Origin of the sequence: Corallococcus sp. AB032C (assembly GCF_003668935.1) — a bacterium.
GTDB lineage: Bacteria > Myxococcota > Myxococcia > Myxococcales > Myxococcaceae > Corallococcus > Corallococcus exiguus.
Window position 1 is genome coordinate 80,556 of sequence record NZ_RAWP01000021.1, and the last position, 16,010, is coordinate 96,565.

General features: G+C 69.4%; 10 protein-coding genes. 6 read left to right on the forward strand and 4 right to left on the reverse strand.

From position 1 onward, the window contains the following. Positions 1–231 precede the first annotated feature (231 nt). Complete coding sequence (locus D7X99_RS44455) at positions 232–2,373, forward strand: M28 family peptidase (protein ID WP_121777952.1); 2,142 nt, start codon at positions 232–234, stop codon at positions 2,371–2,373. On the opposite strand, the gene D7X99_RS12270 is transcribed toward D7X99_RS44455, so the two are convergent. The 3 genes from D7X99_RS12270 to D7X99_RS12280 are packed head-to-tail and all read right to left on the reverse strand — an operon-like array spanning position 2,370 to position 6,443. After that, a complete protein-coding gene (locus D7X99_RS12270) occupies positions 2,370–4,568 on the reverse strand; it encodes a peptidase domain-containing ABC transporter (protein ID WP_121777953.1) in 2,199 nt (732 codons plus the stop codon). The two genes, D7X99_RS44455 and D7X99_RS12270, sit on opposite strands and share 4 nt — an antisense overlap. Then, positions 4,558–5,505 (reverse strand): HlyD family efflux transporter periplasmic adaptor subunit, encoded by a 948-nt coding sequence (locus D7X99_RS12275; RefSeq protein WP_121777954.1) that lies wholly within the window; start codon positions 5,503–5,505, stop codon positions 4,558–4,560. Before D7X99_RS12275 ends, D7X99_RS12270 begins: the two co-directional genes overlap by 11 nt. Next, positions 5,502–6,443: an efflux RND transporter periplasmic adaptor subunit gene (locus tag D7X99_RS12280; RefSeq protein ID WP_121777955.1), complete on the reverse strand. Its 942-nt coding sequence runs from the start codon at positions 6,441–6,443 to the stop codon at positions 5,502–5,504. Before D7X99_RS12280 ends, D7X99_RS12275 begins: the two co-directional genes overlap by 4 nt. A gap of 401 nt (positions 6,444–6,844) precedes the next feature. Here D7X99_RS12280 and D7X99_RS12285 point away from each other — a divergent pair, with 401 nt between their 5' ends. Then, positions 6,845–7,591 carry a hypothetical protein gene (locus D7X99_RS12285; RefSeq protein WP_233613317.1) on the forward strand — a complete coding sequence of 249 codons (747 nt, stop codon included), beginning with the start codon at positions 6,845–6,847 and terminating at the stop codon, positions 7,589–7,591. 19 nt (positions 7,592–7,610) lie between these two features. Here the strand turns inward: D7X99_RS12285 and D7X99_RS12290 are convergent, their stop codons facing one another. Then, positions 7,611–8,537, reverse strand: coding sequence for an RluA family pseudouridine synthase (locus D7X99_RS12290; protein WP_121777957.1), 927 nt, complete (start codon positions 8,535–8,537; stop codon positions 7,611–7,613). Between the two features lie 104 nt (positions 8,538–8,641). On the opposite strand from D7X99_RS12290, the gene D7X99_RS12295 reads away from it, so the two are divergent. From D7X99_RS12295 to D7X99_RS12310, 4 genes are all read left to right on the forward strand, one after another. Continuing rightward, positions 8,642–9,205 carry a hypothetical protein gene (locus D7X99_RS12295; RefSeq protein WP_121777958.1) on the forward strand — a complete coding sequence of 188 codons (564 nt, stop codon included), beginning with the start codon at positions 8,642–8,644 and terminating at the stop codon, positions 9,203–9,205. A gap of 186 nt (positions 9,206–9,391) precedes the next feature. Next, on the forward strand, positions 9,392–9,619 hold the full coding sequence (locus tag D7X99_RS12300; RefSeq protein WP_199745882.1) for a mersacidin/lichenicidin family type 2 lantibiotic: 228 nt from the start codon (positions 9,392–9,394) through the stop codon (positions 9,617–9,619). 116 nt (positions 9,620–9,735) lie between these two features. After that, a complete protein-coding gene (locus tag D7X99_RS12305; protein ID WP_121777959.1) occupies positions 9,736–12,954 on the forward strand; it encodes a type 2 lanthipeptide synthetase LanM family protein in 3,219 nt (1,072 codons plus the stop codon). A gap of 201 nt (positions 12,955–13,155) precedes the next feature. Continuing rightward, positions 13,156–15,993 (forward strand): hypothetical protein, encoded by a 2,838-nt coding sequence (locus tag D7X99_RS12310; RefSeq protein ID WP_121777960.1) that lies wholly within the window; start codon positions 13,156–13,158, stop codon positions 15,991–15,993. Positions 15,994–16,010 lie beyond the last annotated feature (17 nt).

Here is a 16,010-nt window from a genome sequence, read left to right on the forward strand (position 1 = left end):
CGCTGAAGTCGTGGGAAGGAGGGAGCCCGCTCCCTCCTTCCTCACGAGCCAATGGGCGAATGTCGAATCAGGACTCGTAGCCGCTGAGGGTCACGCTCGCGTTCCAACCCGAGCCGTATGCACCGATCTTCTCTCCCGATTCGAAGCGGATGGAACGCACGGGTTGTCGGTTGAGGCTGAATCCGGGGACGTGACTCCGTGGAGCGGGTGCTAGTTTTCCCGAGACACCCCATGACATTCCGCCCATTGCCCTTCGCCCTCCTCGCGCTGTCTGTCTCACTCAGCGCCTCCGCCCAGACTCCCGCGTCTCCGCTGGGGCCCATCTCTCCCACCACCGGACTGGTGCTTCGGGACGACGTGGTGCGTGCCCTCATCCAGGAGAGCTCAGGGGACCGGATCCATGACGGCGTGCAGCGGCTGTCCCTCATCGCGAGGGACAACCTTGATGGCTACTCGGAGGCGGCTGCATGGACGAAGGCCGCCGCCGAGGCCGCGGGGCTCCAGGACGTCCAGCTGGAGGCCATGAAGGCCGGCCCTCAGTGGCGGGCCACGCGCGGCGAGCTGTGGGTGGCCGGTCTCCACCGGTACCGCGTGACGTCCTACGCAGACCTGCCCATGGCCCTGGCGACCGGCAGTGGCAGCTTCGAGGGCACGGACCTGGAGCTGGTCGACGTGGGCACGGGCACCCAGGACGCGGAGTACGCGGGCAAGGATTTGAAGGGCAAGGTGGTGCTCACCCGGGGGCACCCCACGTCCGCGCTGCGCAACGCCGTGGTGAAGCTGGGCGCAGTGGGCGTGGTCTCGTCCTACTCGACGCCGCCGTGGAACGCGCCCCACCGCATGGACGGCGACTTCCCGGATCAGGTGGGCTGGGCCACCGTCCCCCGGAGCCTGATGCCGCAGGGCGCGCGGACGCCCTTCCTGTTCATGGTGTCCGACCGGCAGGGGCGCGAGCTGAGCGCCCAGCTGCGGGAGGGGCCGGTGAAGGTGGACGTGAGCGTCGCCACGCAAGCGCCCACGGGACACCTCAGCATCGTCAGCGGCGTCATTCCCGGGACGCTCGCGGGGGAGGAGGTCGTCCTCACCGCCCACCTGGACCACTACAAGCCCGGGGCCGACGACAACGCCTCTGGCTCCGCCACGGTGCTGGAGCTGGTGCGCACGTACACCACGCTCATCCGCGAGGGCGTGCTGCCCCAGCCGGTGCGAACCCTGCGCGTGCTGTGGCTGCCGGAGTTCGAGGGCACCCGCGAGTGGTTCTCCCACCACGGCGCGGATCCGGTGCGGCGGGTGGCTCAGTTCAACTTCGACATGCTCGGCGCCAGCATGACCCGCGTCCACTCGCGCTTCCAGGTCTCGTACACGCCGGACTGGAATGGCAGCTTCGTGAACGCGGTGTCTGAGTCCACGGTGGCCTTCATGAACCGTTTCAACGGAGTGGCCTACCCACCGAGGAAGGACTTTCGCATCGGGTCGGTGACCGGCTCGCAGGACCCGATGGATGCGCACATGGAGCGCTACGGACGGGGTTCGGATCACCAGCTCTTCAACGACCACGGCATCCCCGGCGTCGCCTACTCCACGTGGCCCGATGACGCCTACCACACCAGCGGCGACCGGCCGGAGAACGTGGACCCCACCCAGTTGCACCGCGCGGCGTTCGCGGGCCTGGCCGGCATCACCGTCGCCGCGTGGGCCGAAGGCACGGGCGCCCTGGAGCTCTCGCGCCTGGTGGCGGTGCACGGCGCGAAGCGCGTGGCGGAGGACGAGTTCAGGGCCCGCCGCGAGCTGGCCTCGACGCCCGCCGCGCAGGTGCCCGGCTTCGCCCGTCTGGCCCGCGCCGGGGTGCGCGCGGGCTACCAGCGCGAACGCGACGCCCTGCGCTCCTGCCTGGCCCTGGGCGCGCCCGCCGAGCCGGTGAAGGCGATGGTCCAGGCGCTGGAGACCGCCGAGTCCCAGGCCCTGAAGCGCCTGGACGCGGACGGGAAGGCGCGCGGCGTGTCCCTGAAGGAGCCCTCACCTGGAGAAGCCGAGCGCAAGGCACGGGCCTTCGTTCCGCGTCGCGTGAAGGGCCAGGAGCTCGCGTCGTTCGATGACCTGGAGCGCAGCGCGCCCCCCGAATCCAAGGCCCGGGTGGAAACTGTGAAGGCCGCCATGAACACCGCGTCCACGGCCCTGCGCGAACAGGGGGAGAGCGAGCTGCGCTTCTACCAACTGGCGGATGCGCTCGCGAGCTACGCCGACGGCAAGCGCTCCGTGGCGGACATCCGCGACGCGGCCCATGCCGAGTATGGCTATGTCTTTCCCGTGGAGGCCCTGATGGAGTTGTTCGGGCTGCTGGAGCAGGGCGGCGTCATGACGCGTGGACGCTAGAGCTGGGCTGACACCAGACGGGCGTAGGCGCCATCCCCTTGCACGAGCGTCTCATGGCGCCCCTGTTCCACGATGCGCCCGTCCTCCATCACCAGGATGAGGTCCGCCTTGCGGATGGTGCTCAACCGGTGCGCGATGACGATGCGCGTGCAGTTGAGCGAAGCCAGCGCGTCCTGGACCCGGTGCTCGGTGACGGAGTCCAGGGCGCTGGTCGCTTCATCCAGGAGGAGGATTTTCGGGTCGCGCACCAGGGCGCGGGCCAGGGCCAGCCGCTGCCTCTGGCCTCCGGACAGGGACATCCCCCGGTCCGCCAGCGGCGTGTCGTACTGGAGCGGCATGGCCATGATTTCATCGTGGATCTGCGCCTGCTTCGCCGCGCCGACGATGCGCTCCGGGGGCGCTGAAGGGTCCCCGAGCGCGATGTTCGCGCGCAGCGTCGCTCCGAAGAAGGAGGGCTCCTGCAGGACGATGCCCACCTGCTCTCGCACCGCGCTCAAGGACAGCTGCTCCAGGTCGACCCCGTCGTAGAGCACCCGTCCTCCCGTGGGCAGGTAGAGCCCCAACAGCAGGTTCGCGAGCGTGCTCTTCCCCGCGCCGGAGCGCCCGACAATCGCCACCAACTGCCCGGGCTCGATGCGCACGGACACGTCCTGGACGATCATCGGCGCCAGGGTGCCGAAGCGGAACGAGACGCGCTCCATTTCAATCCGGCCCTGCAGCTCCGCGCTCGCCTCTGGCCGCGCCGGGTCTCGCTCCACCGGGGTGTCCAGCACGTCATCGATGCGCTCGATGTAGCTGCCCACCAGCTGCAGCTGCCCCATCGTGGCCACCAGGTTCGCCAGGGGCGTGAGCAGGGCCACGGCCAGCGCGTTGAGGCTCAACATCGTCCCCAGGCTCAGCCGTCCCTCCAGGACCTGGAGCGCGCCCATGCAGAGCAGCAGCAGCGGCGCGCTCAACTTCAGCGTGCCGGAGAGCGCGTCCACCCAGGCGGTCAGCCGGCCTCGGGCCAGGGAGACGTTGAGCACGTCCACGAAGAGGCTGGAGTAGTGCTGCACGGCGCGGTGCTCCGCGCCGAAGGCCTTCAGCGTCTGCATCCCCGTCAGCATTTCAATCTGGTAGCTCTGGTTGCGCGCCTCCAGCTCCAGGTTGCGCGCGAGCAGGCTGCGCTGCTGGCGCCGGGACACCTCGAACACCAGCACCTGCAACGCGCCCAGGGCGCCCACCAGCAGGGCCGTTCCGGGGCTCGCCACGGTCAGGATGATGAAGTAGAGCACCACCAGCAGGCCATCCAGCAGCGTGGACACGAGGCTGGAGGAGAGCACCTCGCGCACGGTGGCGGTGACGTTGAGGCGCGCCATCAGGTCGCCCGCGGCGCGCACCTGGAAGAAGGGATACGCCAGCGACACCAGGTGCTCGAGGAACCCGAGCGTCATGTCGGAATCCACCCGCGTGCGCAGCTCCAGCAACAGGTGGCTGCGCACCAGCGAGGTCAGCAGGTGGAAGCACACCAGCGCGCCCAGCCCCACGCCCAGGACCAGCAGCAGGTGGTAGTCGCCCCGGGGAACGACGCGGTCCACCACCAGGCCGGTCAGCAGGGGGATGGAGAGCGTCAGGACCTGCAACATCAACGACAGGACGAACACCCGCGTGAGCGTCTGGGATTGGCGCGCGAACTTCTCCACGTAGCGCGACCTGCGCTTGGGTTTGCCCGGGGCGCGCACGAAGCTTTCACCGGGCTCGAAGAGCAGCGCCACGCCGGTGAAGAACTGCCGGAACTGCTCCATGGACACGAAGCGGCGGCCCTGCGCAGGGTCGATGATGTGCACGCCGTCGGAGGCCCACCGCTCCAGGACGACATAGTGGGTGAACTTCCAGTGGAGGACCGACGCCTCGGGCAGGAAGGGCACGCCGTCCAGGTCGACGGAGACGCCCCGCCCCCTCAGTCCAAAGGCGCGTCCCGCCGTCAGCAGGTGCGCCGCCGCGAGCCCGTCCTGGGAGGTGCCCATCACGCGCCGCAGCTCGTCCAGTCCCACGCTCCGGCCATGGAAGCCCAGCACCATGGCCAGGCAGGCGAGGCCGCACTCCGCCGGCGTCATCTGCCGCACTTCCGGAATGCGCTGGCCGCGCGCCGCCGCCTGGAGTCTCCGCAGCGCGGGGAAGCGCTCCACGAGCCCCCGTCCGGGTTCATCCGCCATGGGGGAGCAGCTCCTTCAGTCCGGGAACGAGTGTGAGGAGGATGCTCTCCGACTTCACCCGCGCCTCTGCCCGCGCCGGCATGCCGTCGTAGTAGTTGAAGGTCCGTCCCTCGCGAACGAACGTCCGCACCGGCAGCCGCGCGCGCACGAGCACCAGTGCTCCCTCCAGGGGAATGGCGTCCCCCAGCTCCGAGCCCAGGAAGCGCCGCGCCTCCGCGGGCCCGATGATCTGATCACCCACGGACTCGATGACGAGGTCGCGGTACTCGTAGGCGAAGCCCTGCAGTTCCAGGCGCAAATCCATGCCCGGCACGAGCAGCGGACGGTATTGGCCCGGCAGGAAGCCCAGCACCACCACCGTCGCGTCGTCCCCCAGGAGCGACAGCGCGCGCATGCCAGAGGGGATGTACTGGCCGGGCTGCAACCGCAGGTCCCCGACGACGCCCGCGTGGGGTGCTCGCAGCGTGCGCTCCTCCAGCCGGGACTGGGCCAGCTCGCGCTCCGCCCTGAGGCCCGTGAGCGCCTGGCGTGCCCCTTCATCCGAGGGGTCGCGCAGGTAGCGGACGAGTTGCAGTTCGAACTCGCGGGAGATGCGCGACAGGGTCCCCTGCTCCTGTTCGGACGCGAAGTGCACCAACGGCTGCCCCGCGACGACGCGCTGGCCGGGCTGCACGTCCACCGTCAGCACCACGCCGGAGAACGCGACCGTCAGGTCCGTCTTGCCCTCCACGCGGATCAGCGCGGGGCCCGCCGCGTATTCGAAGAGGGTGCCCACGCAGAAGAAGAGCAGCGAACAGGCCAGCGCGCCCACCAGCACCCAGTAGGCCCATCGGGTCCACGCGGGGCTGATCCGCAAGAGGTCGCCCCCGGACTCCGCGTGGGCCCGCTGCCGGTACTCCAGCGCCTCCTTGCGATACGGGCTCGGCCTGGACGTCATGGCGTGACCGCCTGGGATGCCGCTTCCTTCTGGACGAACACCCGCACCACGACACCCGAGGGCACCGGCGCATGGCCCTCCCGCGGCACGCTCGCGATGGCCAGGACCATGCGCGAGGCCGCATCTACTTCCGGTGCCAGGTTCTCCACCCTCCCCTCCAGGACCTGTCCGAGGGACGGCACCTCCACGGACAGCCGCGTGCCCACCGAAAGGCTCGCCGCCTGGTCCTCCGGAACGGCGAAGCGCACCTGCTGTGCTCCGGAGCGGATGAGGTGGAAGACGGCGCGGCCGGGAGCCACCATCGCCCCGGTGTCGAGGTAGCGGTTCGCGACCTGCCCGTCGAAAGGCGCGAGCACGGAGGCATCGGAGATCTTCTGGGCGATCTGCGCCACGCGCGCCTTGCGCTCCGCCACCATCGCCTCCACCGCGCGCAGACGGGCCACGGCGGTCTGCTCCTGGAAGCGCGCGGTGGCCAGCTCCTCCTCGGAGAGGGCCCCCAGGGCGCGCTGCTTCGGGTCGGAGCGGCGCTGGAGCCGCTCCTGCATCTCCGTGAGCGAGATGGAGGCGATGTGCTGCTCCGCCTCTCCTGCCTGGAGCGACGCCTGCGCCACCGCCAACTCGCGCTGGAGGGCCCGCGTGTCCAGTTGGGCGAGGACCACGCCCTGGCGCACGGTGTCTCCGACCTGCGCGCTCACGCGTTCGAGGGTGCCTTCCAGCCTGGCGGCCACGTCCACGCTGCCGCTGGCGACGATGACGCCCAGGAAGCCCTCACGGCGGGACGCAGGCTCCATCACGCGGGGCACGAGTTCCTGTGAGACAGCCGTTCCAGGCCGGACCACGGCCGAGGCTCCACGGCCGCCGTGCCACCGGATGAGCAGGAGCGCCCCCAGGAAGACCAGGGCGCCCAGGCCCATCATCCATGTCGTGCGTCGTGACATCACACAGAAGTCATGCGGGGGGCGGCTCGCACGGGCTCAAAGGGGCAGGATCGAAGGAAGGTGAGGCGAGTCGTAACCAGTGCCGCATTGTACTTCGGCGGGGCGCGGCGCCACTTTCCATCTCCAGGGGACGGGAGGCCAGGAGCCAGGCCAGCGCTCACCTCCCCAACAGCGCTGCCATTTCTCCTATGTTCAGTGCGCTCCCCCCACCGCGCATACAGGTCCTCCCCATGCTCCGCCCGAGACTCGTAGCCCTTGCCCTGCTCCCGCTCGTCTCCGCCTGCTCCGACCCAGAGTGCATGGACACAGCGGACTGTGCGTCCCGAGGCCCCGACATCGTCTGCGTTGAGGAGCGCTGCGTTCAGGCGTCCTCGCCAGATGCAGGTGCGGGTGACTCGGGCGTGGACGCAGGCACTTCCGACGACGCGGGCTCCGGCGACGCGGGCTCCGGCGACGCGGGCTCCGGCGACGCGGGCGCTCCGGATGCCGGGGACTCGGATGCGGGCACCCTGGATGGCGGTGAGCCTCCGCCGGAAGCCTCGCTTCGCATCACCGAGATCAACCCCGACGCCCCGCAGGACCTCATCGAACTGGTGGCCGTCACCGGCGGGACGCTGACCGGTATCTCCCTCCAGGAGCTCACCAACTCCGACTTCGCCTTCACCTTTCCCCAGGGCTACACGGTGGAGACGGGCGCCGTGCTGGTGCTTCACCTCGGCGGCGCCTGCACCGACGCTCCCAGCAACGCTGCCTCCTGTGGACAGACCGCGCCCTTCAGCGCCAGTGCCTGGGACTTCAGCATGCCTGGCACGCTGAGCTACTCCGGCAAGGCGTTCGAGCTGCTGTCGTCGAAGGGCGTGCCTGTCGATGGCGTTCCCTTCGTCCGAGCCTCCGGGGAGATGCCCTTGAGCATCGTCGCCGCCGTCCAGCGCCTTCAAGCGGACCGCGTCTGGGATGCCACCCCCTGCATCCACGACATGACCACCGGTTTCGCGAAAGACCGCTACTGCCGCAACATCGCCGCGGACTGGTCCAGCCTCAACGAGAACTCCAGCATCATGCGCATCAGTGGCACCGCGCCGCTGACGACTCCGGGGCTCAAGACGCAATGGAGTGGCCCACTGCCTTCGCGCTGGGGCTCCTACTGAGGCCATTGCGTGTGGGGGCTCAGGCTTCCGACGCCATCCTCAACGCGGCCGGAGGTGGGGCGTACAGTCGCAGGCGCTCCGCCGTCATGGGGTGCGTGAACGCGAGCGTCTCCGCGTGGAGCAGGTAGCCGCCATCTCCGGGCAGGCCGGGCGCATGCTCGCGGGGCAGACCTCCCGAGGCGAACATCGGATCTCCCGTGAGCGGATGGCCGATGGCCGCCAGGTGGATGCGGATCTGCTCGGGGCGACCCGTGTGGATGCGCACCTCGAAGAGGGTCTGCCCGTCACGCCGCTCCAGGACCTCCGCGCGGCTGTGTGACGCCTTGCCCTTCACGGTCGCCCCGTGCACCGCCCCCAACACGGGGTGGGGCACCAGCCCGATGGGCGTGTGGATGTCATAGGCCGCCTGCGCCGCGACCCCGTCCGAGAGCGCCCGGTAGCGCTTCTCCACGTCGCCCTCGCGCCAGTTGCCCGAGAGCTTCGCGGCGGCTTCCTGCGTGCGGGAGAAGAGCACCAGCCCCGAGGTCGCCCGCCCCAGCCGGTGCAGCGCGGACGCCTCCGGCCAGCGCAGCCGCACGAGCGAGAGCAGCGTGCGCTTGAGGAAGCCGCCGGAGGGCAGCGTCGGCAGCCCGCTCGGCTTGATGACCGCGAGCAGCGAAGCGTCCTCGTACACCAACTCGAAGCTGTCGGGCGCCTCCGGTTCCCGCCAGGGCGGCCGGTGCCAGCAGAGCTCCTGGTGGGCCCGCAGCACCTCGCCGCCGGTCGCGATGAGGCCGTCCAGTCGCACCTCGCCGCGCACGAAGCGCGCACGCCACTCGTCCTCGGTGGAGTGCCGGTACTTGTCCGACAGGTGGGCGAGCGTGGTGCGCCCCACGGAGGCGGCGCCAATCCGCTCGCGGTACACGTAGCCGTCATTCAGGCCGGAGGGGTCGTCAGGCTGGGACATCACCCGTGCACTCTACGTCAGTGCTGCTGACACCAGGACCTCGTGGTCCTTCCATGGGACGCGATATCAAAATAGAGAGAAGGCACACGCCCCAAGGAGGACCGATGTCGCCGCGTCATCTCGCGCCGTGGTTGTTGCTGGTGGCCCTTGTTACTGCCTGCGCATCGTCCCCACCGGTGGAGCAGCGAAGGCAGCCGCCCCCGAGGATCCTCTTCGAGTCGCCCCTCGCGTTGCTGCTCGAGAACTATCAGGAGCTGGGGCTGAGCACCGACCAGTTGATCAAGATTGGCCAGCGGGACGAAGCGCTGGCTGTGGCCAACAGGCCCCTGCGTGAAGAGCTCCGGGCAATCTGGACTCCCCCCATGGGAGGCAATCCGCCGCCGGGAGCCATGCCTGTCAGGGTCGGTCCCGCGGGCCGGGGAGGCCGGCCTCCGTACAGGCCGCCGGCCCAACCTCCCGAACCCGTGAGCGAAGAAGCGCTGAAGCGGCAACAGCTCCTGCTCCAGGCGATGGAGGCCAACGAGACCGCGGCGTACAGCGAGGTCGAAGCACTCCTGGAGGAGCCGCAGAAGGAGAAAGCGCGAGCGCTGGTCGAGAAGCAGCGCGAGGAGCGGGTTCGCGCACGTGAGTCGATGCAGAAAGCCCCCGAAGCCCCACCCGAGCCGTAGTCCTGGAGGGGTCTTGGCGCATGGCTTTCACCACGCGTGATTTCCCTCCCACGCGCCAGGGGAAATGGGGCGCCCGCGACTCACACCGTCATCACCCGGTGATACATGAAAAGGCCGCGGACGTTTGAAGCAGCCGGAGTTCGCGGGCTAGCCTGGGTGGGCCGTCAAAAAAGGAGGCGGCTCAACATGATGACCCCCGACATGATCATCCGCGCCTGGAAGGACCCGTCGTTCCGCGAGAGCCTCACCGCCGAGCAGCGCACCCAACTGCCCGCGAACCCCTCTGGCGCGACGCTGAACGAGCTGAGCGAGACCGAGCTGATGGACGTGGTCGGAGGCAGGATCGACGTCGGTTTCACCGCCACCAACTCCTGTGAGTACATCTGCACCAACCTGACGTTCTCCCTTTGCTGATGGACGGTGTGTGACGGGCGGCTCCCACAAGGAGTCGTCCCGTTTCACTCGAGGCGCGGGGGCTCCGGTCCTCGCGCCTGTCTTTTTCCAAGTCCAGACGGACGTGCAGGGCGCGCATGCGAGAGGGCTTGAAGATGGGTGCGTGGGAGCGGGCTGCCTTCCTCCATGAGCGGGAGGCCGAGGGAGAGGACCCTTCCGCCCCGTCGCTCCAGCAAGCCGAGTCGCGCCTCCAGGCGTGGCGGCGCAGCACGCTGGGGGATGAGGCGTCCTTCGATGAGCGGCTTCGCGGCGTGGGGCTGGACGCGGCGTCCTTCGTGCGCAGGCTCGCGGGAAGCATCACGCGGCCGGAAGCCCTGACGTGGCTGCCGCTGCTGGAAGAGGTGCTGTCGGACCGCGCGGCCGACGTCGCCCTCCCCTCCCCCGTGGATCCAAGCCCACGGATGCGCGTACCCGCACTGACGCGCCGGTTCCTCCAACTGGGGCTGCGCCGGCTGCGGGCTGGCGTTGATGCGCTGGCCACCCGGAGTGGTTTGGCCGCTGATGCATTGCTGGACGCGCGCGCCGAAGCCTGGCTCGTGGACGCACTGGAGCAGCGGCTGATGCAGACCGCGACCCGGTCGCTGGTGCTGGAGCTCAACGTGGCCCGGCTGCGCGGCGAGTTGCAGGGCGAAACACCCCAGGCGCGCTTCGAGCACTTCGCCCTGCACCACCTGGAGGCCCCGGGCCGGCTCGCCGCGTTCCTGGAGGAGTACCCGGTGCTGGCGCGGCTCCTGGTGACGTCCCTGGAGCGATGGTTCCAGACGAGCTTGGAGCTGCTGACACACCTGGCGGAGGACCGGGAGTCCCTGGTGGCCGTGCTCGGCGCGGACGTGGATCCAGGGCCGCTCGTGGAGGCGTGCACCGGCGCGGGAGATCCGCACCGCGAGGGCCGCAGCGTGGCGCTGCTGACCTTCCGCTCCGGCCTGCGGGTTGTCTACAAGCCGCGGTCGCTGGAGGTCGAAGCGCGCTACCAGGGCCTGCTGGAGCAGCTGGAGCGCTGGGGCCTGCGCCATCCGCACCGCAGGCTGAAGGTGCTGACGCGCGAGTCGCATGGCTGGGTGGAGCACGTCGAGACCGGCGGGTGCGCCGACCGCGACGCCGTGGCGCGCTTCTATTGGCGGCAGGGCAGCCACCTGGCGCTGCTGTATCTGCTGCGCGGAGTGGACCTGCACTCCGGCAACCTCCTCGCCGCCGGGGAGTTCCCCGTCCTGGTGGACCTGGAGGGGCTCTTCCACCAGTTGCCCGCCCCACGCGCTGACGACACGGCGGTGTCCCGCGCCGCGCGCTTCCTTGAGCGGTCCGTGCTCAGCAGCGGCCTGCTGCCCACGCTCATGTTCGGCAGGGAGGGCCGGGCCGGCGTGGAGCTGAGCGGCCTGGGCGGCGAGGCCGGCCAGCTCTTCCCCCACGCCGCGCCCACGCTGGAGGACCGCGCGCGGGACACCCTGCACGTCGTTCGTCGGCAGCCGACCACGGCGGCGGCCCACAACCGCCCGCTGCTGGAGGGCCGGCCCGTGGACGTCACGGCGTTCGGGGCGTGCATCGAGGAGGGCTTCCAGGAGACCTACGCGTTGCTTCTCCAGCATCGCGAGGAGGTAGCGCGGACACTCGAGGGGTTCCGGGACGTGGAGGTGCGCCACATCGCCCGGGCGACGATGCGCTACGGATTCCTCCTCCAGGAGGGCCTGCACCCGGACTTCCTGCGCGACGCGCTCGACCGGGATCAGCTGCTCGACAAGCTGTGGGCGGAGGTCCGCGTGCGGCCCTCGCTGGCGACGCTGACGCCCTCCGAGCACGAAGACCTCCGGCTGGGGGACGTGCCCGTCTTCACGGCGCGACCGGGTTCCCGCCACGTCTGGGACAGCCGGGGGCGCTGCATCCCGGATCACCTGCCGCGCGCCGGCCTGGAGGGCTCGCGCCAGTTGCTGGAAGACCTGGGCCCCAAGGACTGCGCCGACCAGGTGGCGCTGATCCGCCAGTCTCTGGTGACGCTCGAGCGCGAGCAGGAGACCGTGGCGCCCCGCGCGTCGGGCACTGCCGCTGGAGATGCCCTGCCCCCGCCAGCCACGGCCGAGGCGTGCCTGGCCGGCGCGGTGCAGTTGGGCGAGCTGCTGGCGGCCCGAGCCATCCAGGGCGCCCACGACGTCGGCTGGATTGGCGTGGGCATCCAGGACCTGGAGCGCCGTCGCTGGGGGCTCACTCCCCTGCGCACTGACCTCTTCGACGGCGTGGGGGGCGTGGCGCTCTTCTACGGCTACCTGGCGGCGGTGACAGGCCGGGAGGACTTCGCGGCGCTGGCGCGCAGGGCGTCCGTGCCGGTACGCGAGCAGTGGCGCGCGCCCGAGTCCCAGGACCCTTCCGGCGTCGGGGTGTTCACGGGGCGCGCGGCGAACATCTACGTCCTCAGCCATCTGGCCGTGGCGCTGGGCGACGCCGCGCTGCTGGACGAGGTCCATGCGGGCCTGGCTTCGCTGGAGGCGAGAATCGACGCGGACACGGCGCTGGATCTGATCGCGGGCGTCGCGGGGACCGCGCTGGTGCTGACGCGGCTCCACCAGCAGACCGGCAGCGAGGAGGCGCTCCGGCTGGCGCGCAAGTGCGGGGAGCGAATGCTCCAGACAGCGAGCGACTCCGAACACGGTGGACGTGCGTGGGTGGTGCCCGCGGCCGGGCGCGCGCTCACGGGGCTGGCCCATGGCGCGGCGGGCTTCGCCTGGGCCCTGCTGGAATTGGCCACACTCACTGGCGACGAGCGCTACCGGGAGGCGGCACGCCAGGGATTGGCCTTCGAGCGGGCCCTGTTCGTCCCGGAGCGCGGCAACTGGAAGGATTTGCGCACGTCGAAGGAAGGCGAGCCGCTGGTGCCCGGCGGCTTCATGACGGCCTGGTGCAATGGAGCCGCGGGCGGAGCACTGGCCCGACTGCTGTCACTGCGCCACCTGGACGATGCGCGGCTGCGCGACGAGCTTCGCGCGGGGCTCGCCACCGTGCAGCGGGAAGGCTTCGGCGGCAGCCACTGCCTGTGTCACGGCGACGTAGGCAACCTGGAGGTGCTGCACCTGGCGGGAGAGGTGCTGGGCGACGAGGCCTGGAAAGAGGCCGCCCGTTCACGGGCCGCGAGGGTGCTGGCTCAGGGCCGGGACGGAGCGTGGCGCTGCGGCCTGCCGAGGTTCACCGAGGCGCCAGGATTGATGCTGGGACTTGCCGGCATCGGGATGGGGCTCCTGCGCCTGGCCGCGCCCGACTTCGTGCCGTCCGTGCTGGCCCTCCAGGCTCCGCGCGGCCTCCCCTCTCGGTAGCGTCGCTCATGACTCGGGGCGCATCAGACGCCCTCCCGGGAAGCCCCCTGCTCGCCCGGCAAGCAGGGCCCAGGCCATCCAGGTAAGGCATCTGCTGTGGTCGCGGCAGGTCGTGTTCTCGTTGCTCCCGAGGTGACATCCTCCAGCGCCTGGGGCGTGAAACACGGACCTGGTGGATTTTGCCCACGACAAGGACGGCGCATGTTCTGGCAGGTGGAAGTGGATCCCAAGAGCGGCACGGCCCGGATCCAATACGATCTGGAGTGGCTGCTCGCGGTCATGACCGTGTCCGCCAGCTCGATGGTGCCGTTCACGTTCTTCTCCGTGGGAAAGGCGAAGAACCGAAGCTTCCCATCGCGGTCCTACCCACGCTCCGCCACGCCGGGGTTCATCCTGGGCCCGAATAGCGCGATTGATGCCTCCGCGCGCGCGGGTGGACGGCTGCATGTCGACGGGGCTCGCGTGTTCGAGCTCTGCGACCTCTTCGCGCCAGGGACCCGGGACCTCCCGATTCCGCTCAGCGACGTCGCGATCCAGTCCAAGCGGGCGGTCTGCGTGGAGGTGATCCGGACCTTCAAGGGCAAGAACTTCCAGCTCAGCGGAGGCAATCCACACAGGGACAGCCGGTCTCCGGACTGGCGGATCCACGGCTACCCCATGCTCTGCATCATCGGAGGGGCGAGCAAGGTCTTCCCGAAGGACCAGGGAGAATGGCGGGCGGTCCAGTGTGTCTTCGGCGCGCTGCTGACCCAGCAGATTCGCGCCAGGGGGATTGGCATCGAGGTCGTCTCGCGGGAAGGGTTTGGTTCGGTGTTCCCGACGCTCGCGGACCTCCCGGACGGCATCCGGCTGGACCCGGGGCTGCTGCCGCCCGGCGCGGGAGCGGCGGCCATCGCCGCGGCGCTCGCGGTCACCGACCAGTTCATCACCGAGATGCGGAAGCTGAAGGTGCCCGAATCGATCGGCACCTTGAATGGCTACACCTCCGCGGCCCTTGAAGCCGTCGACCGCCTGATGGCTGTCTTGCATGACCACGCATTGACGACGCCCCTGGCCAACGCCAGCACCTACGCGACGGCCGTCGCGAGGTATACCGGCCGCGCGGCCGAATGCGCGCTGCCAGCGGTCAAGGCCACCATCGCCTACGAACTCCCCGGCATCCTGCCCATCGCCAGGGGCCCCAAGAAGAAGCTCCGTCCCGAGCCCGAGGAGGACTCCGGCTATGGGTCGGAGTCCGACTACGAGGACGAGGACGAACCGGCGCCAAAGAAGAAGAGCGGCAAGAGCGACGGTGACGAGGAGGTCGCGACCCGCGAAGGGTTCACCGTCAAGAAGATCTCCGTGCTCTCCGGCATGGCCGCGCTCCGGATGGCCACGTTCTACGGGATGCATTATTCCAAGGCATTGTTCAACGCCAAGGGGAGCATGAAGGACAGCGGATTGACAGGCACGCAATTGCTCAATGCCTGGGCTCCCTACTTCGAGCTCGACCATGATCCCATCTACCAGGGAATTGTCTCGAAGGATGGCGTGCGGATCCTGGTCATGGACGGCGCGCCCAACCCCATCAACATCACCGGCGAGGCCATTCCGAAACAGAATCAACTGGGCGCTGTCGTCATCGACACGACCAACAACACGTCGAGCGAGAAGGCGGAGTATCTGGCGTTCTTCCAGGCGCTCCTGGCGAGCGCCCCAGACTCCAAGAGGGCCGGGGGATTGCTGTTCATGGTCGAAAGCGCCAGCAAGCACCCAACGGGCGGAGACCTGGTTCACGGGGTCATGCGGGTGTGTGGCACCCGTGTGTCGGTCAGGACGTTCTTCACCAGATTCCTCAAGAACCACCTTGAGATCATGAGCAGCACCACCAGTGCTTACGGTCTGACGGTGCTGGACGAAAATGAGACGCTCGCGCGGCGAGCGATGCTCGCGAACCGGCTGGTGATGCGAAACGGGGATCTCTTCAGGACGGGTGGCACCGCCAGCCCCGGGGGCTCCGAGCTCGGCGGCTCCAAGCCGGGCGGCGTCGAGCTTGTCGGCTCCAAGCCTGGCGGTGCCGAGGATGCGCCGGTAGTTCCGCGTCCGAGCACGGATCTCCCGCTGTTGGCCCTCCGGAACATGGGCAAGGTGAGACGGGTCGCGCTCCGCCCCCCTGTGGCGCCAGCTCCCATTGATGGCTTGAAGAAGAAGAAGAAGGAAGTCCCGTCAGCCAGCGCCGGAGCGAGGGAGGAGCCACTCGAGGAGCAGGATGTGGCTTCGTTGAAGAAACAATTCGCGGCGCTGGGATCGTTCGAGGCCCCGCCGCAGGTGGCGCCGAATCTCGAAGCCCCTGGGTACTATTACGAGGAGGACGACATCTACAACCTCCAGCGGTATCTGCTCAGGAACCAGGCGAATGTCGCGGTCCTGCCAGGGGTCAGCAGGCCACAGTGGCTGCAGATGGGCCGCGCCGCGTACACCACCGGCGTGCACCCGGCGATCACCACGAATACACAGATCATCATCCAGCCGCTCAACCGGGGCGGCAACCACTGGGCCCTGCTCTACATCACGCTGGGCGCGCTCGACCCGCTCGGGGGCCGCCACGTGAGGATGCTCTATCTCGACCCGCTTCACCCCAACGATGTCCCCGTCGAAGACCTCCGTCTTCTGCATCTGCCGTTCCCTGGAATCGAGATCGAGCACTGCGACATCCAATATCAGGATGACAACGATGGACCTCTGCTGAAGGGCCAGGACAGCTGCGGCGCCTGGGTTGTCCATCTGGCGGTGCATCTGGCGCTCAACGGCCATGTCCTGCCTCCCGCCAGCCCGAACCGCAGGACCGCCGCGCTGCAACTGCGACTGGATCACAATGCAGACATCGCAGCGGCCCGGGTCATGGACCTGCCGGTCGCCCCCGACGACCGCCGGCGGCACGTGGTTGAGCCGCGCGGAGAGCCCGTCTTGAGGCGCCGCGCCAGCTTCGGGAGCCTGCCGGCCCTGGCGCCGTCAGGGCTCCAGGGAGGAAAGAAGAAGCCCCCCAGCTCCGAATACTGAGGGACTTCGCTGGCCTG